Raw genomic sequence first — 21,466 nt, forward strand, 5'->3', positions numbered from 1 at the left:
CAATTATTTGCGCATTCCTAAAATGAGAAAGAGCCAGCATTATGTTGGCTCTCTGCTTTTGCATTAGACTGCTAAGCATTTTTTGTAGTGCGAGTTCTATTTATAGTTTTCTACCTCACCGAAACCGTACTTTATTTTTTCTGTCCAAGAACTGTTACCTTTTCTGATTTTGTAAGCCATTGTCCGATAACTTCATTAAAAATAGACTCACCTGTTGGTCCTTTTGCAAAGGTCAATTCGTTTGTGCGTCCGTTTTTGTCAGTCAATACCAAACGCACCCAATCCAATTCCCGCATCAATTGTAAATTTCGGTCAAGAAACGGATGATTGCCGCTCAATGCAACAAGAAAAAAATTATCATCAATCTTTGCTGCAACAGTCCTTGTTAAGGCCTGACCAATAGATTGTTCACTTGCTTTAAAAGTTAATGCTTGCACATTGCTTACAGCTTGACCTGAAAATTTATCAGAAAGAATAAAAATAAGATCCATAATATACGCAGCAGGAAAAGATAGATCCGTATTACGACGTAAAATTAACCGTAATGATAACCCTTCATCTGGAATTGTTATATCACCTTGTATAGCCGTTTCTTCTGGTACCCCCTTTCCGCGAGACTCTTTTATAAGCGTCCAACGTGCACTCCCCGTTGCTACTTTTTCTGCATCATAATCCGTACGCGCTTGATAAAAAACAGCCTCACCTAGTTGTTCACTTGACTGCGAATTACTGGCAATAACTGTTGAAGTTCTTTCTTCATTTGAAGCATGTACTGTTTGATCTAAACCGGTCTCAACTTCGCTCCCATCCTCTAATAAGCGTTGCGTTAACTTTCGGTTAACCGAAAGTGTCTTTGGTAACACATGAGAAACTTGAACATTTTCCCCTGACGATTGATGATCATTTGATACAAACACACGCCCACAAATGAGATAAATACCTATAATTAAAGTGACAAAACCAGCAACAACAGCAGCACTTATCACAATACGCTTTTGCACCGATGACCTATTAGCACGACGCAAAGCTTGAGAAAAAATATGCGAAACAATGTGCGTATTATCTCCTTGCGAAGAAGAAGCTAAAGGTAAAACCTTTAACGTATTGCCATCAACATGCTGAGAAGACAAATAAGCTTCCATATTGACAAGCTCTGCATCTGGCACCCCAGACACAGAAGATACATCAATTGTCTCATTGTCCTTTGATCTTGTAACAGAGCCTCGTCTTCCTTCTGTTTCTACTACTGAAATATCCTTCCCTTGTAGCAATACAGAATGTTGTATGTGTTTGTTATCTTCCTCTATACGTGTAGGATTCCATCCAATAACGGAAGAAAGCAACTTTTTTTCAACCGCTAAATACTCTTCTTCAACAGTTGCAATAGCACTTTGCAAAATCTTTCTCTGCTTATCTACCATCGCTTGTGGTATTGTTGCTGCTATAAATTGATGCTCTAGTGTTTCGATAGCTCGTTTATAAACCCGCTTACGCACTTGTGGTGTAATATTACTTTGCGCATTGATTGCCTTTTTTAAGATTCCAACGAAATCTACCATATTCTCTATAATCTTTCTCAAACTGAGAAGAACAACCCTAGCCCCTCAGGCTAGCCCTTATTTTAGCCTTCTAAATTGATTGTCATTTATATTGATACAACTATGACCGTAGTTTAAAGTGAATATGGAAAATAAACAATGCTATTTTGTACCTTTCTTCCACTCTCTTAAGTCTCTATTCATAAAAAAACACAGAGCCAAAGCGAAAATCAATATGAAAATAATGATTAATCTGCAAAGGGATCAGTAACAAGGATGGTATCTTCACGCTCTGGACTGGTGGATAATAAAGCCACCTGCGTATTGGTCAGTTCTTCAATATAGCGTATATATTTGACAGCCTGCACTGGTAATTCTTCCCAGCTTAATGCGTGTGCTGTTGCGTCCTTCCAGCCTTCCAATGTCTCATACACAGGCTTCACACGAGCTTGAGCTCCCATAGAAGAAGGTAAATAATCAATTTTTTTCCCATCAAGCTCATAACCAACACAAATTTTAATTTCATCCAAACCATCCAAAACATCAAGCTTTGTCAGTGCTATACCGTGAACACCGCAAATCGCTACCATTTGACGTACTAAGACAGCATCAAACCAACCACATCGACGTTTTCGACCAGTCACAACACCAAATTCTTTACCCCGCATTCCAATAAATTCGCCAATATCATTTATCTGCTCTGTTGGAAATGGTCCTTCTCCAACGCGTGTTGTATAAGCTTTTGCAATACCCAAAACATAGTGAATTGAGCTAGGCCCCATACCTGAACCGGTACACGCCTGCCCAGCAACTGTATTGGATGACGTCACATAAGGATAAGTCCCAAAATCATTATCTAATAAAGCACCTTGCGCACCTTCAAAAAGAATGTTCTTTCCCATCCGATAATTTTCATCCAAAAGACGCCACGTACAATCCATAAAGGGTAGAATTTCATCCGCTACTTGCATCAATTCATTGTAAAGCACTTGAGAATCAATCTCTGCAACACCCATCCCACGACGCAAAGCATTATGATGGCCCAAAAGTCGTTCGATCTTAGCCATAAGTGTATCAGCTTCCGCCAAATCCATCACTCGAATAGCTCGACGGCCTACCTTATCTTCATAGGCTGGACCAATACCACGCTTTGTCGTACCAATTTTTAAACCAGATAGACCACTTTCTCGGATTGCATCAAGATCGCGATGCAAAGAAAGAATTAATGGAGCATTTTCAGCAATACGTAAAATTTCCGGTGTAATTTTTACACCTTGATCACGTAGTTTTTTTAATTCTGCTACAAAATGATGGGGATCAACGACAACGCCATTACCAATAATTGATAACTTACCACGAACTAAACCAGACGGTAAAAGCGATAATTTATAACTAATCCCATCAATAACCAATGTGTGACCTGCATTGTGCCCACCCTGATATCTCACCACGATATCTGCCCGCTCAGACAACCAATCTACAATTTTACCTTTGCCTTCATCGCCCCATTGTGTACCGACAACTACTACATTGGCCATAACTTTCTCCATCGTGTTTGGTCAAACAAAACCCGCATTCAAAAACAAACGCTCCTTTATAACGAAACCTTAGAGAAAGTGCGACTCTTCATTTCAGCTTTTCCCAATCTTCAAGTGACTTAAATCTTTAGCTTCATGATAATAAAGGAAAACAATACTTAAGATATAAAATATATCTTCATTCTAAATCAGTCATTTTTTCTATAAAAAGTAGAAGGATTTAGAACTTTTTGTTGTTGCTTTTGCCAATATCTGACAAATCATCCATAGTCTCCCCGTAATTCCTTACGATCTGCGCGATATGATATTTGAAGATCGTTCGTCTTATATGAGAATACGAGAGACCATCATGGACTCCCGTATTTTTCTTGAAAAAGCTGCGTTATAAAATTGCCAACAATGCTTTAAAGTTGAGCTTTTTCAACCTGAAATGCCCATTCAAGCCATTGCGTTAAAATTTCAAGATCGGAAGCCTCAATAGTTATCCCTGTCCAAACTCGAAGACCTGGAGGAGCATTTCGATACGAACCAATATCATAAGCAGCACCTTCCTCTTCAAGACGATTGACGACCGCTTTTATAAAAGATGCTCGTTTTTCAATATCCAAAGCAGTAATAATTGGATCGACAATATCTAAACAAACAGATGTATTAGAACGAACTTGAGGATCCTTTGCCAAATATTCTAACCACGGTGTTTTGCGAACAAAAGCATCAAGTACAGAAAAATTTTTATCAACGCGCGCCCTTAATGCCTGCACACCCCCCAGTGACTTTGCCCACTTCAACGCATCAAGATAATCTTCAACACATAGCAGAGAGGGTGTATTAATTGTCTCGCCCTTAAAAATATTTTCGTTTAATTTTCCATCTTTTGTCATACAGAAAATTTGGGGTATGGGCCAAGCCGGAACATAATTTTCAAGCCGTTCAACGGCACGAGGACTTAAAATCAATATACCATGTGCAGCCTCACCTCCCAAAACTTTTTGCCAGGAAAAAGTCACAACATCTAATTTTGAAAAATCAAGATTTTGCGCAAAAGCTGCTGATGTTGCATCACAAATTGTCAATCCTGCCCGCTTATCTGGGATAAAATCTGCACTAGGAATACGCACACCAGAAGTCGTTCCATTCCATGTAAAAACAACATCACGATCAAAATCCATTTGTGTTAAGTCTGGTAATTCGCCATAAGGGGCTTCAAAACGACGCACATCAGAAAGCTTTAATTGCTCAACAACATCTGCGATCCACCCCGAACCAAAACTTTCCCACGCAGCCATATCGACACCACGTTCGCCTAATAAAGACCATAGAGACATCTCAACAGCACCGGTATCGGAAGCAGGAACAATTCCTATACGATAATCAGAAGGTACTTCAAGAACCTCACGGGTTAAATTGACGACCTCAGCCAGTCTTAATTCTGCTGCTCTAGAGCGATGCGAACGCCCAACTAATGCCTTTTTAAGGACTTCGAGAGTCCAGCCAGGCCGCTTACTACAAGGGCCTGAAGAAAAATTAGGATTATTTGGACGATAACTTGGTTTTTTAAACATTATCATTATTCTCCCCTTTTAGATGGCTTGCCTTTCTTTAAAGAAAAACGAATTATTATAAAGACTGTGCCAATAGTCCCCTTAGACAAAGATCAAAAATATTTTCTATTTATTCCGTAAGCTTAAAATACATGGAAACCTGGTAAAAACATTCCTCTCAATTATGTTCTTAGATTGATTCTTTCAAAAGGTTTCCTTGCGTCATCACTACGATAAGATAGTATTTTGATAGCAATACACTAGCTTATCACAATATACCTATCAAGTTGATTCTATGGAAAGAACAATTGTAATTGCCCGAAATACGGAAATAAACTTATAAAAAATAAATTATTTTTCTTTTGATGACTGGACAGAGAAAATTTTAATGTTATAACCGCACACGTTTCACGTGTTTTGTGAAACGTGCCCAGATAGCTCAGTTGGTAGAGCAGCGGACTGAAAATCCGCGTGTCCGTGGTTCGAATCCGCGTCTGGGCACCATATGCTTTTTTATCACACATAACCTACTATTTTTATTTTATCTTTTTTCAGGTGGGAGATGCGTGGATACAAAGTGGAGGGAATATTTTTAACATTTCTCCACAACATTAGCGTTTTCTTTTTGCTTCAGTGTCGCTTAACAGCGGGTTTTGTACAATTTGACACCTAGTTTTGCAGCAATTTATTTTTTTCACAGGATTTTTAAAGGGTTCTCAAAGGGTCTTCAAAGACCTTTCAAAGGGTATTAAAAGCCCATTTAATGATTCTTTTTCTCTTCTGCTAAAAAGCGCAATTTGTGATGATGAGTTCTTGAGCCGGAAGCGCATTATTTAAAGAGTTACACGAATAAACTGTTCTCACCTCTTTTAGGATAAACTGGCTGAAAGTTTTTCGAACTTCAAGCACATCATTGAGAGAAAGAAGAAACTTGCCCTTTAATTATGTAAGCAACCTGGAACATCGTCTGATAATCCTCTCGCTTAAACAAATCCTTTCCATAGTAATTCTCAACACCAAAATAAGGCGGATCAAGGTAAAACAAAGTGTTTTGACGGTCATAACGCGGGATAAAGTCAGACCAGTCTAAATGTTCAATGGTAATACCCGCTAAGCGGCGGTATATAAGCTTTAATACGCTTTCAAGTTTCAACGAATTAAACCGTGTACTACGATTAGGATCAACGCTAAATGTTCGTTTGGGCACCTGACCAGCGAAACTCAAACGCCTCACAGCTGCCTATCTGGAACTCTAACAGCCCCATAAAAGGGTGATAATGGCGTTGCAACACCAAAAAAAATTCACCACATCACCTGAACGATCATTGATGACTTCATATAAGGGAATCAATTTTCTCTCGCAAAACACCCCACCTATTCCAACAAAAGGCTCAGCATAAGTGTGATGGGGGATAGCTTCTATGATTTTGATACAGCTATTGATCACTTGTCCATGCAATAACGCCGACTGATCCCCAAGCCAATTAGACCACCTGTGGGAACAAGCAGGTTGTGGGGCTGAAAGTAATAGAACAGTACCAAACGGATAAGCCACGCGTCGGAAGTAAGCCTCTAGCGTGCATAGCTTATAGGTTTTGGAAACAGACAATTATTATAATTCAGGCGATTAAAGATCGGGTCTAAAGCTTTTTAATCCAGTGGACAAACACGAATAATATGGCCGTCGGGATCTTTGATTAGGAAGGTACGTCCAAATATGTCAGTATACGGTTCCTTTAAGACATTTATCTCAACGGTAGTTTGCTCTTGCCATTCCGCATATAGCTTATCTACGTCCTCTCCATTAGGCAACATAATGCCGATTTCTGAAAAACGAGGTACATTTTCCTCAGGTGCATCGCCCCCAGACCAGATAGCAAAGAGTGCATCACCAGAAGAAGCAAATGCAACATAGCGTGGCGAAATGAATACAGGTTCTTTCTTGAAGATGAATTTGTAAAAAGCGGTAGAATATTCTACGTTTGATACGTATACCAACTGTAGGTTTGGGGTAACAGGATAAGTAGGGATATTACTCATAAATTCTCCATGATTTAGTAGCGGTTACCTGGCATGATATACCTATTAGAGAACATTTCAACAAGAGTTTGTGATGCTTCCGTTCACGGTGTGCTCTATTTATATGTTTTTACTCTCTTATTGCTATATGCTAAAATATCGAAACCGCTACTACATAGTCTTCACCAACTTGATTTTGCCACCAACATAAGCAGCGGCTGGTGCGATTGGATCAACAGATTTTAATGTTTCTTTACAAAGTGTATCCATCATTTTTTAACACTCTTCCATCTATATTCGCCATCTTTTCATTGCTTCAAGTAATAAGAAGTGGCTGCGATGTTGAGTTCTGTTACATCGGACGGGTTTGTCGCAAAACTGTCCCCGTTGTCTGGGCAACCAGCCCAGCCTCTATTCTTTACTGCTTTCCTTTCCCTTCTTTGGTGCTTCTAGGGTGATTTCTGTTGTATATCCGCTTTGTTTGTCATAACGATGAGTGACGGTAGCGGCTTTCCATGGACCATCGATTTCAGCCCTAAACCCTTGCAACAAGAGAGGTTGGTCGGCCATGATTTCTGGGCGCCCCGCAAGCGACAAAGAACCGCTTCCCACAGCACGGCAAAGTCGGTCTGATTCTGATGCGGCAGCAGCCAGAGCCTCTTCCTTACATGGATAGCAACAGCGGAATCGCCGCACCGGACCGCTAAACCCTGTCTGATGTTTGACTTGGCATTGTTGCCCTTTTGAGCGATCAAAATAAGAAGCTTCAATGGTGCCATATTGCGTGCGTGGCTCAATGGTAAATTCCCAACTGGAACAGTCGTGCTTATGAAGCTCTAGTGCTGGTAAGTTATCTCCGCTTAAAAATAAAAACTTATTGTCTTTGATTAAAAAACGCGCCTGCATGCGGTCTGCAAGGCGGGTTAAAAAATCAACACTCGATTGGTCCGTGCGCACCACATAAGGCAAAGAGTGTTGATAAAATTCTGGACTGACCTTTGCTTGATAGCCATGGCGTTTGGCGAGTGTCTCGACAATCTCACCAATGGTTTTATGGTCAAAATGTTCACTCATCTGTTCTTTGATTTCCCCACGCATAGAAGCGCTTTTGCCACAAAGGCGCAAAATCTCTCCAGCGCTGCCCCCACAACTCACAACCGATTCGACAACAAAACACCCCATAAATGCACTAATGCTGTTCTCATAGCCAAAGATCACCTGGAGTGTACTATTGCTCTGTGGAACCTCTAAATCATTGTTACCATCATCAAACTCTGCCTCGAATGTATCGGCTTGATTGCCGGCATGATCGGTAATGGTTGCACTTAACAGACGCTGGTAAAAAACCGCGTGAACAGGTTTGTCTCCCACCTTGACCACAATAAAGGGGTATGTCCGCATTAATCCCATAACCGTGTCACCGTACTTTGGGGATTGTGAAGTGCAAATTCAGGCAGAACAACAGTTAAACCCAACGGTAAAAGAATACCATATCCTGCAATACCCGGATTGGCTTCCAAGGTGGCTTCTAGATAACCACTCAGTAACCCAGCCCGCGTGCGATCTCCTAACACAGCCATGGCATGGTGAAAGCATAGGAGATCGAGACTCATGTCCTCTAGCTCTACAACAACATGCTTTTCTGGTATCTTCATGGAGTTTGTCCCACTTGGTATTGTCCCACCTGATATTGTCCTTGTGGTTTTCCGCCATCAAAAAAGGGCAAAAGACTGATGGAATAGCGAATGCGCTGTGATTGACCAGAGCCACTGATAAAGTCGTGGTCTTTAGTGATACTGGTAATCACCACTGGTCCATGGAGAAGGACACTATAGCTCGTATCATTGATCCAACGAAGCATCTGGACCGGCTTTGCTCTTTTGATAGTTGTGGTAATGGCATCAATGGCTACACGATCACCAAATTCTTCTGGGAACCAAACGCCATGGATGGTCTTTGCATCATTGCCATAGCCAGTAAATTGCAAACTGGGGGATCTGCCAAAACGCTCTAGGCAAACCCATGAGGCAGAAAACTCTTCTTCAAAGGATTGGAAATTCAGCCAGTCCACATAAAATTGATGCGGACCTAACATCATCAAAGGATCTCTCATGACTTCCCTCCCCTCATTCTGTTCCCCCATGCAGAGCATTAGCGCGTGCCCGTTGAATGGCGTGACTTACCGCATGACCGGTAGCAACAGGATCACGAGCACCATTGACATGCACCGTAACATTTTGAGTGTGAGAGGTGGTGGTGCGGTCTTTCTCTCTTTGTTCTGTTAAAGGAGAGTTTGCATGACCAGCCCCGGCAAATTGTGCAATGGGTTGAATGGATGTTTTGCCGCCAAACCAACTTGGCAAATGAAAGAGGTCTGATAAATCAATGCTGCCAATCCATTCTCTGATACGGCTTGGCAAAGATTGAAAAAAATCCTTCAACTTTGTGATGGGTACCATAAAGCCATCAACAATCCAATTGGCCAAGTCTTCCCCTGCTTGTTCCACGCCAGCCTTGGCATCATCAGAGAGCTTTTCCTGTGTAAAAAAGCTCCCCAACCACCCCCAAAAACTGGAGAGACTTTGCTTAAAACCCTCCCACACATTGCCAAACCAACTGCCAACAGCGCCAAGCCCTTGTTTGAACTTTTGCCAATGTTCAGAGAAATCGAAAGCAGCAGCAATGATGTTTTTCCATTTGGTGATGATTGCGGTATCAGCACCAAAAAAGCGCATGACGGCTTCAAAGGCACGACCAAAAGCGCGTGCCAACCCCCGTGCAAAACCTTTGACAAAAGAAGAAAAACGGTCCCAATATTTCCATAAAACAAAACAGGTAGCAAGGATCACCGCCACAACAGCAGCAATGAGCGCCCCTATCGGGCTAAAAACAGCACCGACAGCAGAAGCTATGCCAGCAGCAAACACTTCTATCGCTGTCCCTATCCATCCAAAAGCGGCAGCAAATGCAGAACCTGAGATCATAAGCCCGCGAAAAGAAGCTACGAGTAATGTCATCGGCCGCAAAAGACGCAGCGCACTGCCACCAATACTTGCCGCCATGATTCCAAGCGAACGCCCCGAAGCTGCTAAGCCTCGCCAACTTGTCGCAAGAGTGCGACTGAATTTGCCAAGATTGATAAAAGAACCTAGCAATTGAAGAAGCCCGAGGCGTGTGCCAGCCATGGTAAAGCGCAACACGCGCAAAGCAATATTAAAAGCCATCAGAGCAGCAATGGTTTTGATGATGGCGCTTGTTAAGGCTGGATGCGCATTGGCCCATGCCATCAACCCATTGGTAAAATTGCCAACACTTTCCATCAAACTGTTGACAGGAGGCAATAAGACTTCACCAATGGTAATGCCCAAAGCCACGATACGGTTTTGCAAAAGTTCAAATTGCCTGATGGCACCGGTTGCTTGTTTGTCTGCCTCTTGCTCTACTGAGCCTTTAAAGACTTGTGGATCTTTCACATATTCTAAAGCTTGCCCTAACAATTCTGGATTGCCAACCAATTTGGCAAAATCACCAGTAAAATCCTGCCCAGCAATGGCAATCAAGGAGCGCATCCCCTGTTCGGATTTGGCTAAAACATCAAAAAAGCGTACCAAGGTACCGGTGGCATCTTTATCCAGATCTTGCATAAATTTTTTGCGGGAAAGCCCAATATTGGCAAATGCCTCTTCAATATGCTTACCTCCTGCCTGAATGCGGGCACTCATCGCATTAAAACCACGCGCAGCGCTCTCAGGTGCAATCCCAGCAGAAATCATCGCCGTACCAAAAGCTGCCGTTTCGCGCGCGGTGAGTTTAAACATGGTAGCAGCACCGGTGGCACGATTGGTAAAATCAGACACTTCACTTGCCTTAGCCGCCATGTGGTTAGAGAGATGATTGATGGCATCACCTAAATCTTCAATGCCTGCTTGATTCAGCTTAAAGACATTGCGCAATTTGGCAAAGCGTTCACCAATCTGATCACCGGTCATATCAAACGCCACAGCTGCTTTGGCAGCATAAATGCTAAAAGCTTCTAGATCTTGTTCGCCAATGCCTGCTTGGCTGGCACTGGTCATCAGTTCCAAAACTTCACGCGCTGCGAGCGGAATTTTTGTTGAGGTCTCAAGTGCAAAACGACGCAATTCCTTTAAACGATGAAAAGGGGCATCGAGAACCTTTTCCAAGCCTTTCATCGATTGGTCAAACTGCATGGCTTTATAAAGCGGTGCAATTAATGTTGCCGTTTGGTCAATGGTTCCCACCATGCGCCCACGTGCATGGCTAAAAGCAGTTTCCGCATTTCTTGTTGCATCCTCAAGATGTTTAGGATCAAACCAATTTTTAAAGTCCTGCCTTGTCTTGTTTTGCAAATGCGCAACATCTGAACTAAAGGCTTGAAGATCCCGCTTAGCAGAGGCTATTCCTTCTTGCAGATGTTTAACAAAACGCACAACAAGAGAAACATCCATGACAGCTCCTTATCCCAACATGTGGTGTTCATATTCTTGGCTTTTAAGGCGTGCTAATTCGCTGCGAGAGGAAACAACTTCCAGCCAATCCATCTGGTTGATCTCTGAAGGCGCCCAGTGATAATAGAGCGCTAATTCAGCTGCAAATTGTCCGGCAAAGAGGATTGGCGTTCCATAAAAAAAGCAAAAAAAGCCTTCAATATCGCGATAATATCAACAACATCCACACGATCAATCAGTTCAACCGATTCATGCGACATATCGGCTAAAAGCGCTGTGATACCTTCTGTCGCCTCACTGGTCAGCACTGCTTTAAAAAGCTTGCTGATGAGAACATCATTGGTAAGTGTTTTCTGCTCGCCAAATTCAGGAGAAAGCAATTCTATAAACTGCGGTCCAATCAGAACGGCTAATTGCTTGGCATGTTTGAAAGTCGGGCGATAAAAGGTCAGTTTCTTGCAGAGAGTTTCTTTGCCGTCTTTGTCCTGATAAAGAAGTGGAACAGCTAATTCCACATCAAGGCTGGTTTGTAAACTTGTCATAATCAATTCCTATAAATTGAGAATAGAGCGGCGACGCCCACCGATCTCTTGCCCGTTGCGTACAAGCCAACCGCCTCGTTTAAAAGAAAAGCGATGCAGCACAGCACCATCCCAAAACTCCGTATAGTCCCAAATATTTTTAATCTCGCAATCATAGCCTGTAGCTTTCCCAGCCGTTAAGCCTTCGCTATCCACTTTGACCAAGCGCCCTGTGACATCAATGGAATGTTCATGCTCACGCCCATCTTCTTCAGACACCACATGTTTTTTGCCTGTAAATTTATGACGAAGCCCAGGAGGACCACCAAAGATGCCGATAATTTCGGGGGTGTGGCTGCGGATTTTCATTTGCATGCTCAAAGCTTTCACACCAAGACCAGCAACATCAATTTGCAGATCAGAACCACCTGGTTGATAGGTTTCTGTGATTTCTTCTAACGTGGGCAGTTTCAGCGTCTCAAGATCGAGGTGAAGATTGACATCATCATCAACAATCAGGGTAAAACCGCGTACAATGCGTAAAGTCATGCTCTAACTCCTTGCTGCTTTGCGATAGCTCTCAAGCGTATCGCCAAATGCATAAGTCATTTTCTTTTGGATATCTTCAGAAAGACGGTTAAAATAAGCGCTATTGCGCCGGCTGCCGAAACTTAAGTTTTCCAGAGGAGGGACTTCTTCCGCATCAAACTCGACCCGCAACTTTCCCAATTGCAAAGTGCTGTTGGAATTTAAATCACGGTCAAACCAAACACGCCCACCTAGCAGGGCACCGCGCGCAATCAGATCATCAAGAAACTGTGTGAGGCTGCGCGTAATAGCAATGACATGTTGACCGGTGAGGTTTTCGTCATTGGCCCAAGGGCGGAAATTGTTAATGATGGTTTTTTCTAGTGCCGCACGGGTGCGCACAACATTGACAAAGCGCCAAAGTGGATCACTGGAAGTGGTATGGTTACCCCATAGAATGCGTCCATTAGCAGCTATTTGTCCCACAGAATTATTTAAATGCGCATTTTGGCTCAGCCGTGCTGGAATAAAGGTAGCAATATCGGCTTGGTTGAGACGATTTGCCTCATGATCAATTTCGCCATCAAAATAGCTAATAGGGCGCGCCGTGCCTAAAATGCCTTTGACATCTTGGTTGGAAGGCGACCAAAAAACACCGCCCCTTTGCTTATCGCGTTTGAGAAACATCGCTGCTGCAAAAGGACTTGCCGGTTTTATGCTCCACCCCCCCTCAACATTTGCCACCCGTACAAAGGGATCAATCAGATAACAAAAGCGTGAGGAAAAATCCGCTCGAAAGGCAAGGCTTTCTTCCGTATTTTTACCACCCGTATCAAAAACCGCAATCGCTTGCAGCTTTTCTGCCACTTGCTCCAAGGCGTCTGCCACGGGATTTTTACCATTCTCAAGGCGTCCAGCACTATAAGCCGGTGCTAACAAAATCCCAGGCTCCACGCCCAAATGGCCACGTGCATGTTTTAGCGCATGCACACCGGTCAGGCCAGCATTTGATCCCACCATCTCGGCTTGTGTCTCGGCAATGGTCGATTTTTCTTCCACACGCACAAGAACAAAAAGCATCTCAAAGTGACCAGGCAAGGACACGCGCTCCTCTATAGCGCTGTCGTAACAACCCATACAAACAAGCAAGCCTCTTAAAAACAACAATTTTCCATAACGAGAGTTGTCACTTATGACATGCAGTGGATTGTAGTCAACTTTTACCTGATAAGGCTCGTTGTGGAATATTGTTCAGCTTCTTTTAAAAGCACATTAAAGCGATCATTTAAACCATTAATTGGAATCAATGGGATTATAGCTGCCATTGTCTCTTCTCCACTCTTCTGGTTGTTCAAATTCACTAGACCACAATCCACTTTGTGCTTTTTGCGCGGCAGATTGTAGATTTTTATAATCTGCTGGTGAGGGAAAATGGTCCTGATCTTTTGTCAAAACCATCATTCCTTCTGCAAGTCCCAAGCGCGCTAAATCAACCCCATCAACAAAACACTGTGCATAATAAACCTGTTGAATGACACGCGCTTGCCGACAAGTAACATTTTTATCAATTGTTTTTGAAACAAGCCACGCCGTAACAAAAGCACCGCACGGCCACTTAATTCCATTGCGTGAGGCAAATTGCCGTGTTTCACAGGTTTCAACACCATATAATCGGATATCGCGAACAATTCTCTTTCTCCAGCCCTCATCTATAGGTGTGATCATTTTAAAAGTAACACCACTTGTCACCTGTATAGCGCCTGAATAGATAGGCACGTTTTCTTGATAAAATTGCGTTGACAATAATTCTGAATGTACAGGCGTTTCTTGTCTAGAAGCATGATCTGTCAATTTTAAATCAGGCTCTTGGGACTGTTTTTCCACTATTTTTTTCATTTTTTGCACAAAAGGATTTTGAATAAAATTTTCAGGATTTTTACTAAAATAAAAAATACCAGCAAAAACAATATAAATGAAAATCAGATATTTGAATGATGATCGCAGAGATTTTCTAAAAAGTATCATTTTGAATATTATAAATATTTCTGTTTATTTTATAAAAAAAAGAAAATACTACACATTAAACAGTAGCGCTTGTTATTTTTTTCAGTTATTAATTAATAATTATTTCATATTGGGAAATATTTTATTTTTTTATTTAATTAATACGCGGGGACATTTCCATGCTAAAAATAAACAATCAGTTTACTGATGGTCGTACTTTACAAAAATTAACCTTTTCAAAATCACAAAAGAAATGGTTAACGACAATACTTATGTTTCTTGTTGCATTTATAGCACTGAGTGAACCAGCATTTGCAGACGGCTTCGGAAAAATCGAAGGTGCTCTTCAGAAGATGGTAGATGTTTTAACAGGGACGATTGCAAAGTCAATTGCCACAATTGCGGTTGCTGGTATTGGGCTTGCATGGATTGCTGGTTATGTCGAAATGCGTAAAGCATTTTTCGTTTGTGTTGGCATTGGCATTGTTATGGGTGCAACGCAAATCGTATCAATGCTTTCCAGTTGATTTGACTCCAGCATTTCAAAATCATGCAAGAGCACGATAAGCTAACGGAAGATACGCTATTTCTTGCCTGTACACGCCCCGCAATGATTGCGGGCGTGACAGTGGAAGCTATGGGGTTAAATGCTATGGGAACGATGATCTTGTTTATTATGACAAGCAATTTTTTTCTTATCACCTTTGGCGTTACTACACACTTCATCTTCAAGGAAATTCTCAAACATGACCATAATAAATTTCGTATTCTTCTTACTTGGCAAAAAACACGTCTTTTTGCCAGAAACGCTCAACTCTGGGGTGGGGCAAGTCTTTCTCCATTGCGCTTAGTTCGTAATTATGAGGAATTGAAATGAAAACAATAGAGCGCAAGCGTGAAAAGCAGCCAGAATCGATCATTCCTTATGTACGTCATGTAAACAAGCATGTGATTGCACTGGAATCGCGTGCGCTCATGACTGTTGTTAAACTTGAAGGCATCAACTTTGAAACGGCTGATATTATTGATTTAAACGTGCTTCACGAACAGCTCAACAATCTGTTTAAAAACATTGCTGATGAACGCGTAGCCATTTACAGCCATATCATCAGGAAGCGTGAGACGGTCTATCCGGATGGCAGTTTTAGATCTGCCTTTGCCAAGCAGTTAGATGACAAATACCGTGAGAGGATGATTTCACAAGAGCTGTATCGGAATGATCTTTATCTTTCCATTTTGTGGAATCCCCACGTGGATAAAGCGGATAAATTGGCTGATTTTTTTAAGCGTTTGGGCAAAGCGAAAGAAGCAAAGACGGAAGTTGACGCTGAGTCCATTCGAAAACTTGAAGACATTACCACAGATATTGTACAAAATTTAGAGCGCTATGGTGCGAAGAGACTTAGTCTTTATGAACATGACGGCAATATTTTTTCGCAGCAAAGTGAGTTTATTCACCAATTGGTCGGAGGTCGTCGTGAACGTGTTCCTCTTACATGGGGAACGATAGCCTCCTCTGTTTATTCAGACCGTCTTATTTTCGGCAAAGAAATCATAGAAATACGCACCGAAGCGGGTCGTCGGTTTGCCGGAATGCTTGGTTGGAAAGAATATCCAGCAAAGACCAAAGCGGGCATGACAGATAGTTTGCTCACCCTTCCCTTTGAATTTATTTTCACGCAATCTTTTGTTTTCAAGAGCAAAAACATTGCCAAGCAGATTATGGGGCGCAAACAAAACCAAATGGTCAATGCTGGAGACCGTGCTGACTCGCAAATTATAGAATTAGATGATGCGCTAGATGATCTTGAATCGAATCGTTTTGTTTTAGGCGAACACCATTTATCATTAGCGGTTTTTGCTGAAACGCCGCAAGAGCTTGCAGATAATCTTGCCAAAGCCCGTTCTCGCCTGACAGATGGTGGTGCGGTTATTGCACGGGAAGATCTTGGGCTGGCAGCTTCTTGGTGGGCACAATTGCCTGGAAATTATGCCTATCGCACACGTTCTGGTGCGATAACAAGCCGCAACTATGCAGCGCTTTCTCCTTTTCATTCTTTTCCAGTTGGCAAAATAGATGGCAACGCGTGGGGACCAGCCGTAGCGCTGATGAAGACCTCTGCTGGTTCGCCCTTTTATTTTAATTTTCACTTTGGTGATTTAGGGAACACGTTTGTTTGTGGTCCGTCTGGTTCTGGGAAAACGGTTATTGTCAATTTTCTCTTAGCGCAACTTCAAAAGCATGACCCTCATATGATCTTTTTTGACAAAGACCGTGGAGCGGAACTTTTTGTCAGAGCGGGCGGCGGCACCTATATGCCGTTGAAAAATGGTAAACCAACGGGGATAGCGCCGCTAAAAGGCTTAGATTATAACAATCCAGCAGAGAGAGTCTTTTTACGGCAATGGATTACCAAACTTGTTTCTGCTGAAGGTCAAACGATTAGTGAATCAGAAAGACAAGATATTTCAGCAGCGGTTGACCAACTTGCATTATTACCCAAGGAGCAACGCACAATTTCTGCTTTGCAAATGTTTTTTGACACCACCCATCGAGAAGGCATATCTGGGCGATTAGAGAGATGGTGTCGTGGCAATGCATTGGGGTGGGTTTTTGACAATCCTGATGATGACATTGGCATTGATGCCAAATTCATTGGCTATGATATGACGGATTTCTTGGACAATGACGAAATTCGTCCCCCGTTAATGATGTATCTTTTTCATAGAATTCTTTCTCTCATTGATGGACGTCGTATTATCATTGTCATTGATGAATTTTGGAAAGCCTTAGAAGATGATTCCTTTAAAGCCTTTGCACAAGATAGGTTGAAGACGATTCGTAAACAAAATGGCTTAATGTTGTTTGCGACGCAATCGCCCAAAGATGCGATCAATTCGACAATTGCGCACACCATTATAGAACAGTGCCCAACACAGATTTATTTTCCCAACCAAAAGGGCAATCATGCCGATTATGTGGAAGGTTTTAAACTCTCAGACAGAGAATTTAACCTGATACAAACAGAATTAAGCCGCGAGTCACGGCGTTTTCTGATCAAGCAAGGTCAAAGTTCTGTTGTCGCAGAACTGAATTTACGGGGCTTTGATGATGAAATAGCGATCTTAAGCGGCACCACCAAGAATATTGAACTCTTAGAAACCATTATGGATGAAGTTGGTAAATCTCCAGAGAAATGGCTTCCCCTTTTTCAAGAAAGGTCAAAACAATGAAAAAACTTTTATTAGCAACAGCCCTTTGCACAATTTCTTTTGGCTTAACAACAAATACCTTCGCCATCATGGTATATGATCCCGCGGCTGTTGGACAAATAATGAAACAAGTCCAGCAAGGCACACAACAGCTTAACAAATTGCAAGAACAAATTCAACAAGGCAAACAACAGCTTGACCAATTAAAAAGCCAACTCGATCAAGCGAAACAATTATATAACTCTTTAAATGTCAAGCCTGATATCTCGGGATTGAAAGAAATGTTTAACAAGCAAGAGAGTAATGGCGCCCTACCCTCTGATTTTAATCATTTTGAACAATCGATAGGGGGCACCGGCGGCGGCGGCGGTGGCAAAAACACTGAAAAATGGAAAGAAAAACTTTTATACAAAGAGCCATCAGGAGGTGCGGGCTCAAAAGCCGCCGTTGATGCTTTTTATGCCGAAGAAGTCAAAAAAGCACAACAGCGCACGGTAGGACAAGCAGCAACAGGACAAGCCGTTTACGAAGAAGCGAGTGAAACACAAAAAACCATTAAGCAGCTCACTGACAAACTTGGAAATGCCCAAACTGCCGGTGAAGTTCAAGAAATTCAAGCGCAATTAGCAGCAATACAAGCAAAACTCCAAACCCAAGTTTTGCAAATGCAAGCCAACGCGCTGATCCAGCAAGCAGAAGACAAAGCCAAAGAGGAACGTGGTTACGAAGAATTTGCAGCGCGATATGCAGATTATGCAAAAAAACTCCGTAGTCATTAAACGAGAAAACAAAAGAGGGACAAAATCATGAATAAAACCATCATTACCACACTACTACTTTGCACGGGACTTATCACTGCTGGGTGTGAAAAAACCTACAGCGTAGAAGAATTAAAAAAAGATAAAAAACTGATGGAAGAAGTATTAGTGAAATGTTTGACGTCAGGAAATTTAGACTCAACAAATTGTAAAAACGCAGAACAAGCTGAACTTGAAACCCGTAAAAAATGGGGGGGCTTTGGCTCTACAAATGACGATAAACAAGAATCTGAGAACCAACAGGATAGTCATTAAACCATGAAAAAAATCATCATCACCACACTACTGCTTTGCACGGGGCTTATCACTGCTGGTTGTGAAAAAACCTACAGCGTAGCAGAATTTAAAAAAGATAGAAAATTAATGGACGAATGGGGTGCTAAATGTGGATTCGCAGGGACTTCAAAAAATTGTGAAAACCTAAGATTAGCCGCTTTAGAAATTGAAAAAGAATATCAAGCAAAAGCTAAAGAGAGAGCTCGTCAAGCTCAAGAAGAACTAGATAAAGCATTTAAAAAAATTGAAGCTGAACAAAAAGCTGAATACGAAAAATGGGAAGCCGAAAAAAAAGCAAAAGAACAAGCTAAAAAAGAAGCCGAACAGAAACAGAATAACGATTAAATTATAAAAATACACAATGAATAGTGGAGCATCTAAATGGCAATAGAAACCAGAGGTGTATTTACTTGGATAGACAATATGTTAATGGAGCCCCTTAAAACGACAATCGATAGCGCCATTACACATCGCTATTGCGCTTTAGCTGCTCAACTTAAAGCAGTTTTGTTTATTCTATAAAATATTTATGGCAACATTATGTCATTGCCCTAGATATATCATCATTTGCTACAAAAAACCTATAGCGTAGCAGAATTTTAAAATTATGCTCAAACCTCAAAAACTGAAAGAAGGGGAAAAATCATGAACAAAATCATCATCACCACACTGCTGCTTTGCATGGGGCTTATCACTGCTGGGTGCGAAAAAACCTACAGCGTAGCAGAATTTAAAAAAGATAGAAAATTAATGGACGAATGGGGTGCTAAATGTGGATTCGCAGGGACTTCAAAAAATTGTGAAAACCTAAGATTAGCAGCAGCTGAACTTGATAGGGAATATCAGGAAAAAGCCCCAGAAAGAAGGCGTGAAGCGATGGATAATTTTCATAACACGATAGAGAAACTTATAGCTAAAAAACAAGCTGAATACGACAAATGGAAAGCCGAAAAAAAAGCAAAAGAACAAGCTAAAAAAGAAGCCGAAAAACAACAGGACAACAACTAAATCAGAAATGATTATATTTTGCAGACATTAAGATAGAACGGATATGCAATGGCATTTGAAAATATAACTGTATTTACAGATATAGATAAGTATTTAATGGGAACCATTGTAACAACAATGGATAAAACTATTGACCATCTTTCATCGTCGTTAAGTGCTCCGCTTAAGGTATCTTGTACAATCTACATTATATTTATTGGTTACAATGTTATCTATGGGCGTTCTTCCATGCCTTTATGGGAATTTATAGCAACAGTTTTCAAACTCGGCATCATTGTGGCACTCACCACAAATGCTGCTAACTATAATGCTTGGGTCAGGGACATATTTTTCAATGATCTGCCGAATGCTATTTCAAATGTCACACAAGGAGCACATTCGGATAAAAATGTATGGGACAATATGCTAGAAAAAGGTGCAGCACATGTTTTTGATGCTGCAAAAGCTGCTTCATGGTATGCAGTGGCTACCTATGTTGTTAACTGGATTGCTGGTCTTTTCTGCTTAGTAGTTGCCATTGTAGTTTCTGCAACTGGTTTTATCGTCTCAATATTTGCTAAAATGGGTTTATTTCTTGTTATATCGGTAGGACCTCTTTTTATAAGCCTTTATATGTTTTCAACAACGAGGCGTTTTACAGAAGCATGGCTGAATCAAACTGTAAACTTCATTATTTTGCAGGTCTTAGTCGTGCTGCTTGGTGGTCTGTATGTCGATCTTGCAACGGACATTTTCTCAGAAAGTGTCAAAGATATGATGTTTTCCTTACTTAAATTCATGGTTATTGGCTTTTGTGGTTGTTATCTTTTCACCCAATTACCTGGCATTGCCTCCGCTTTAGCTTCTGGTGGAGCTTCTCTCACAGGAGCAATCGCTGGAACACAGCACGCTGGAAAAATTGCTGGAAAAGGAACTGTCCTCGCTGCTAAAAAAGCCGCTCACTTTGCTAATGTAGGTGGTCGGGCTGCTCGTAAGGGGATACAAAAACTCATCACAAAAATGCGGAGCGGAGGTCATAAGGTTTAAAATGCGGGAATTAAAAAAAATTAGGATTATTTTGCCGTTTCTCTTTCTAAGCGGTTGTATGTCTTCACCACACACCCTGAAGGCATTACCAAAATGCGATGGCTATTCTAAGCGGCCATTAAACAAATCAATGTGGAATTGGGAAGGGAAAAAACCCACGCCCACTCCTGTCGTCATCAGTAACAACACAGACGTAAAATCATCCACTCAAGAAGGCGGCTTGAAAGCGCTTCTGGCACAAAAACTAACCACTGAAGAAATCGAAGCATCTTACAAAAATTGCGGGTAAAAAGCATGAAAGAAAAAGACATAGAACAATACATCGCTGAAGCGCGCTTGTTTGATCAAGACCGCATGCTCGCCTCACGCCGCATCACCCGCGTGTCACTCGCCATTGCTGGTATAGCTGTTACAGTCGCTCTGCTTTCCTCCTTAGCGGTTATAACACTCACCCCCCTCAAAACTGTCGAGCCCTATGTCATCCGCGTTGACAATTCAACAGGCATTGTCGAAGTTGTCGAAGCTTTAAAAGAAGGTCCTCAAAACGTTGACGAAGCGATTACGCGCTATTTCACCGCACAATATGTCCGCGCCCGTGAAGGCTTTGAAGCAGAAGAGGTCCAGCATAACTTCCAAACCGTCTCTCTTCTCTCCTCTCCTGAAGAGCAAGCAAGATTTGCTGGTTGGTATGGTGCTCGAAATCCGCAAAGCCCACAAATTCTTTATAAAAACGCCAGCGTTACGGTCACGATAAAATCAATCTCCTTTATCAATCAAGATGTTGCCCAGGTGCGCTACTACAGAACCGTTCGTGAAAACGATAACAACAGAGAATTCATCACCCACTGGGTTGCAACACTCACCTTTGAATATATCAACGCCCCCATCTCTGTACAAAACCGTTTGGTAAATCCTCTAGGGTTTATTGTTAGTGAATATAGAACAGATCCAGAAGTGGTCAACTGAT

General features: G+C 41.8%; 23 protein-coding genes, 1 tRNA gene and 2 pseudogenes. 12 read left to right on the forward strand and 14 right to left on the reverse strand.

Features of this window, described 5'->3' with window-relative positions; translation table 11 throughout:
- Positions 1 to 131 precede the first annotated feature (131 nt).
- The 3 genes from QHG54_RS04000 to QHG54_RS04010 all read right to left on the reverse strand — a co-directional run bounded on the left by QHG54_RS04000 (position 132) and on the right by QHG54_RS04010 (position 4,644).
- Positions 132 to 1,559 carry a hypothetical protein gene (locus QHG54_RS04000; protein ID WP_406604491.1) on the reverse strand — a complete coding sequence of 476 codons (1,428 nt, stop codon included), beginning with the start codon at positions 1,557 to 1,559 and terminating at the stop codon, positions 132 to 134.
- Positions 1,560 to 1,786: 227 nt separating this feature from the next.
- Positions 1,787 to 3,076: an adenylosuccinate synthase gene (locus QHG54_RS04005; protein ID WP_317992856.1), complete on the reverse strand. Its 1,290-nt coding sequence runs from the start codon at positions 3,074 to 3,076 to the stop codon at positions 1,787 to 1,789.
- A gap of 404 nt (positions 3,077 to 3,480) precedes the next feature.
- Positions 3,481 to 4,644: a phosphoserine transaminase gene (locus QHG54_RS04010; RefSeq protein WP_406604492.1), complete on the reverse strand. Its 1,164-nt coding sequence runs from the start codon at positions 4,642 to 4,644 to the stop codon at positions 3,481 to 3,483.
- A 401-nt stretch (positions 4,645 to 5,045) separates the two neighbouring features.
- On the opposite strand from QHG54_RS04010, the gene QHG54_RS04015 reads away from it, so the two are divergent.
- Positions 5,046 to 5,121: transfer RNA gene (locus tag QHG54_RS04015), tRNA-Phe, on the forward strand.
- Positions 5,122 to 5,400: 279 nt separating this feature from the next.
- Here the strand turns inward: QHG54_RS04015 and QHG54_RS04020 are convergent.
- The 11 genes and pseudogenes from QHG54_RS04020 to QHG54_RS04070 all read right to left on the reverse strand — a co-directional run.
- Positions 5,401 to 6,049: pseudogene (locus QHG54_RS04020) on the reverse strand (DNA adenine methylase); the annotation flags it as partial.
- 218 nt (positions 6,050 to 6,267) lie between these two features.
- Positions 6,268 to 6,657: a VOC family protein gene (locus QHG54_RS04025; RefSeq protein WP_406604493.1), complete on the reverse strand. Its 390-nt coding sequence runs from the start codon at positions 6,655 to 6,657 to the stop codon at positions 6,268 to 6,270.
- A 153-nt stretch (positions 6,658 to 6,810) separates the two neighbouring features.
- Positions 6,811 to 6,906 (reverse strand): annotated as a pseudogene (locus tag QHG54_RS04030) (DNA adenine methylase); the annotation flags it as partial.
- 141 nt (positions 6,907 to 7,047) lie between these two features.
- Positions 7,048 to 8,037, reverse strand: a complete 990-nt coding sequence (locus tag QHG54_RS04035) for a phage late control D family protein (protein WP_406604532.1) — start codon at positions 8,035 to 8,037, stop codon at positions 7,048 to 7,050.
- Complete coding sequence (locus QHG54_RS04040) at positions 8,037 to 8,291, reverse strand: tail protein X (RefSeq protein WP_317993192.1); 255 nt, start codon at positions 8,289 to 8,291, stop codon at positions 8,037 to 8,039. The genes QHG54_RS04035 and QHG54_RS04040 overlap by 1 nt, the downstream gene beginning before the upstream one ends.
- A complete protein-coding gene (locus QHG54_RS04045; RefSeq protein ID WP_406604353.1) occupies positions 8,288 to 8,749 on the reverse strand; it encodes a phage tail protein in 462 nt (153 codons plus the stop codon). Before QHG54_RS04045 ends, QHG54_RS04040 begins: the two co-directional genes overlap by 4 nt.
- A 13-nt stretch (positions 8,750 to 8,762) precedes the next feature.
- Complete coding sequence (locus QHG54_RS04050; RefSeq protein ID WP_406604354.1) at positions 8,763 to 11,105, reverse strand: phage tail tape measure protein; 2,343 nt, start codon at positions 11,103 to 11,105, stop codon at positions 8,763 to 8,765.
- Positions 11,106 to 11,236: 131 nt separating this feature from the next.
- Entirely contained in the window at positions 11,237 to 11,647 is a 411-nt protein-coding gene (locus tag QHG54_RS04055) for a hypothetical protein (RefSeq protein WP_317993189.1), read from the reverse strand.
- A gap of 9 nt (positions 11,648 to 11,656) precedes the next feature.
- Positions 11,657 to 12,175, reverse strand: a complete 519-nt coding sequence (locus QHG54_RS04060) for a phage major tail tube protein (RefSeq protein ID WP_406604355.1) — start codon at positions 12,173 to 12,175, stop codon at positions 11,657 to 11,659.
- A 3-nt stretch (positions 12,176 to 12,178) separates the two neighbouring features.
- Entirely contained in the window at positions 12,179 to 13,291 is a 1,113-nt protein-coding gene (locus tag QHG54_RS04065) for a phage tail sheath family protein (protein WP_406604494.1), read from the reverse strand.
- A gap of 156 nt (positions 13,292 to 13,447) precedes the next feature.
- Complete coding sequence (locus QHG54_RS04070; RefSeq protein WP_317992849.1) at positions 13,448 to 14,179, reverse strand: nuclease; 732 nt, start codon at positions 14,177 to 14,179, stop codon at positions 13,448 to 13,450.
- Between the two features lie 158 nt (positions 14,180 to 14,337).
- Between QHG54_RS04070 and QHG54_RS04075 the strand changes: the two genes are divergently transcribed.
- The 11 genes from QHG54_RS04075 to QHG54_RS04125 all read left to right on the forward strand — a co-directional run bounded on the left by QHG54_RS04075 (position 14,338) and on the right by QHG54_RS04125 (position 21,465).
- Entirely contained in the window at positions 14,338 to 14,685 is a 348-nt protein-coding gene (locus tag QHG54_RS04075; protein WP_317992848.1) for a TrbC/VirB2 family protein, read from the forward strand.
- A gap of 23 nt (positions 14,686 to 14,708) precedes the next feature.
- Complete coding sequence (locus tag QHG54_RS04080; protein ID WP_317992847.1) at positions 14,709 to 15,035, forward strand: type IV secretion system protein VirB3; 327 nt, start codon at positions 14,709 to 14,711, stop codon at positions 15,033 to 15,035.
- Positions 15,032 to 17,392 carry a VirB4 family type IV secretion/conjugal transfer ATPase gene (locus QHG54_RS04085; RefSeq protein ID WP_406604495.1) on the forward strand — a complete coding sequence of 787 codons (2,361 nt, stop codon included), beginning with the start codon at positions 15,032 to 15,034 and terminating at the stop codon, positions 17,390 to 17,392. Before QHG54_RS04080 ends, QHG54_RS04085 begins: the two co-directional genes overlap by 4 nt.
- Positions 17,389 to 18,150, forward strand: coding sequence for a type IV secretion system protein (locus QHG54_RS04090; RefSeq protein WP_406604496.1), 762 nt, complete (start codon positions 17,389 to 17,391; stop codon positions 18,148 to 18,150). Before QHG54_RS04085 ends, QHG54_RS04090 begins: the two co-directional genes overlap by 4 nt.
- Positions 18,151 to 18,177: 27 nt before the next feature.
- A complete protein-coding gene (locus QHG54_RS04095; protein ID WP_317992844.1) occupies positions 18,178 to 18,444 on the forward strand; it encodes an EexN family lipoprotein in 267 nt (88 codons plus the stop codon).
- Positions 18,445 to 18,447: 3 nt separating this feature from the next.
- Positions 18,448 to 18,810, forward strand: coding sequence for an EexN family lipoprotein (locus tag QHG54_RS04100; protein WP_317992843.1), 363 nt, complete (start codon positions 18,448 to 18,450; stop codon positions 18,808 to 18,810).
- A gap of 36 nt (positions 18,811 to 18,846) precedes the next feature.
- Complete coding sequence (locus QHG54_RS04105; protein WP_317992842.1) at positions 18,847 to 18,987, forward strand: hypothetical protein; 141 nt, start codon at positions 18,847 to 18,849, stop codon at positions 18,985 to 18,987.
- Positions 18,988 to 19,110: 123 nt separating this feature from the next.
- Positions 19,111 to 19,473, forward strand: coding sequence for an EexN family lipoprotein (locus QHG54_RS04110; RefSeq protein ID WP_317992841.1), 363 nt, complete (start codon positions 19,111 to 19,113; stop codon positions 19,471 to 19,473).
- Positions 19,474 to 19,521: 48 nt separating this feature from the next.
- Entirely contained in the window at positions 19,522 to 20,499 is a 978-nt protein-coding gene (locus QHG54_RS04115; RefSeq protein WP_317992840.1) for a type IV secretion system protein, read from the forward strand.
- Between the two features lies 1 nt (position 20,500).
- Positions 20,501 to 20,788: a type IV secretion protein VblB7 gene (locus QHG54_RS04120; RefSeq protein ID WP_317992839.1), complete on the forward strand. Its 288-nt coding sequence runs from the start codon at positions 20,501 to 20,503 to the stop codon at positions 20,786 to 20,788.
- A 5-nt stretch (positions 20,789 to 20,793) separates the two neighbouring features.
- Entirely contained in the window at positions 20,794 to 21,465 is a 672-nt protein-coding gene (locus QHG54_RS04125; protein WP_317992838.1) for a virB8 family protein, read from the forward strand.
- The last annotated feature ends 1 nt before the right edge of the window (position 21,466 follow it).

The organism is Bartonella gliris, assembly GCF_045277155.1.
GTDB classification, from domain to species: domain Bacteria; phylum Pseudomonadota; class Alphaproteobacteria; order Rhizobiales; family Rhizobiaceae; genus Bartonella; species Bartonella gliris.

Excerpts from the sequence above, each read along its gene's own strand:
- QHG54_RS04060 (WP_406604355.1), bottom strand. The coding sequence starts at position 12,175 with ATGACTTTACGCATTGTACGCGGTTTTACCCTGATTGTTGATGATGAT.
- QHG54_RS04025 (WP_406604493.1), bottom strand. The coding sequence starts at position 6,657 with ATGAGTAATATCCCTACTTATCCTGTTACCCCAAACCTACAGTTGGTA.
- QHG54_RS04105 (WP_317992842.1), top strand. The coding sequence starts at position 18,847 with ATGGCAATAGAAACCAGAGGTGTATTTACTTGGATAGACAATATGTTA.
- QHG54_RS04065 (WP_406604494.1), bottom strand. The coding sequence starts at position 13,291 with ATGGGTTGTTACGACAGCGCTATAGAGGAGCGCGTGTCCTTGCCTGGT.
- QHG54_RS04095 (WP_317992844.1), top strand. The coding sequence starts at position 18,178 with ATGAATAAAACCATCATTACCACACTACTACTTTGCACGGGACTTATC.
- QHG54_RS04050 (WP_406604354.1), bottom strand. The coding sequence starts at position 11,105 with ATGGATGTTTCTCTTGTTGTGCGTTTTGTTAAACATCTGCAAGAAGGA.
- QHG54_RS04110 (WP_317992841.1), top strand. The coding sequence starts at position 19,111 with ATGAACAAAATCATCATCACCACACTGCTGCTTTGCATGGGGCTTATC.
- QHG54_RS04070 (WP_317992849.1), bottom strand. The coding sequence starts at position 14,179 with ATGATACTTTTTAGAAAATCTCTGCGATCATCATTCAAATATCTGATT.
- QHG54_RS04085 (WP_406604495.1), top strand. The coding sequence starts at position 15,032 with ATGAAAACAATAGAGCGCAAGCGTGAAAAGCAGCCAGAATCGATCATT.
- QHG54_RS04040 (WP_317993192.1), bottom strand. The coding sequence starts at position 8,291 with ATGAAGATACCAGAAAAGCATGTTGTTGTAGAGCTAGAGGACATGAGT.
- QHG54_RS04055 (WP_317993189.1), bottom strand. The coding sequence starts at position 11,647 with ATGACAAGTTTACAAACCAGCCTTGATGTGGAATTAGCTGTTCCACTT.
- QHG54_RS04075 (WP_317992848.1), top strand. The coding sequence starts at position 14,338 with ATGCTAAAAATAAACAATCAGTTTACTGATGGTCGTACTTTACAAAAA.
- QHG54_RS04120 (WP_317992839.1), top strand. The coding sequence starts at position 20,501 with ATGCGGGAATTAAAAAAAATTAGGATTATTTTGCCGTTTCTCTTTCTA.
- QHG54_RS04005 (WP_317992856.1), bottom strand. The coding sequence starts at position 3,076 with ATGGCCAATGTAGTAGTTGTCGGTACACAATGGGGCGATGAAGGCAAA.
- QHG54_RS04035 (WP_406604532.1), bottom strand. The coding sequence starts at position 8,037 with ATGCGGACATACCCCTTTATTGTGGTCAAGGTGGGAGACAAACCTGTT.
- QHG54_RS04045 (WP_406604353.1), bottom strand. The coding sequence starts at position 8,749 with ATGAGAGATCCTTTGATGATGTTAGGTCCGCATCAATTTTATGTGGAC.
- QHG54_RS04000 (WP_406604491.1), bottom strand. The coding sequence starts at position 1,559 with ATGGTAGATTTCGTTGGAATCTTAAAAAAGGCAATCAATGCGCAAAGT.
- QHG54_RS04090 (WP_406604496.1), top strand. The coding sequence starts at position 17,389 with ATGAAAAAACTTTTATTAGCAACAGCCCTTTGCACAATTTCTTTTGGC.
- QHG54_RS04080 (WP_317992847.1), top strand. The coding sequence starts at position 14,709 with ATGCAAGAGCACGATAAGCTAACGGAAGATACGCTATTTCTTGCCTGT.
- QHG54_RS04115 (WP_317992840.1), top strand. The coding sequence starts at position 19,522 with ATGGCATTTGAAAATATAACTGTATTTACAGATATAGATAAGTATTTA.
- QHG54_RS04100 (WP_317992843.1), top strand. The coding sequence starts at position 18,448 with ATGAAAAAAATCATCATCACCACACTACTGCTTTGCACGGGGCTTATC.
- QHG54_RS04125 (WP_317992838.1), top strand. The coding sequence starts at position 20,794 with ATGAAAGAAAAAGACATAGAACAATACATCGCTGAAGCGCGCTTGTTT.
- QHG54_RS04010 (WP_406604492.1), bottom strand. The coding sequence starts at position 4,644 with ATGATAATGTTTAAAAAACCAAGTTATCGTCCAAATAATCCTAATTTT.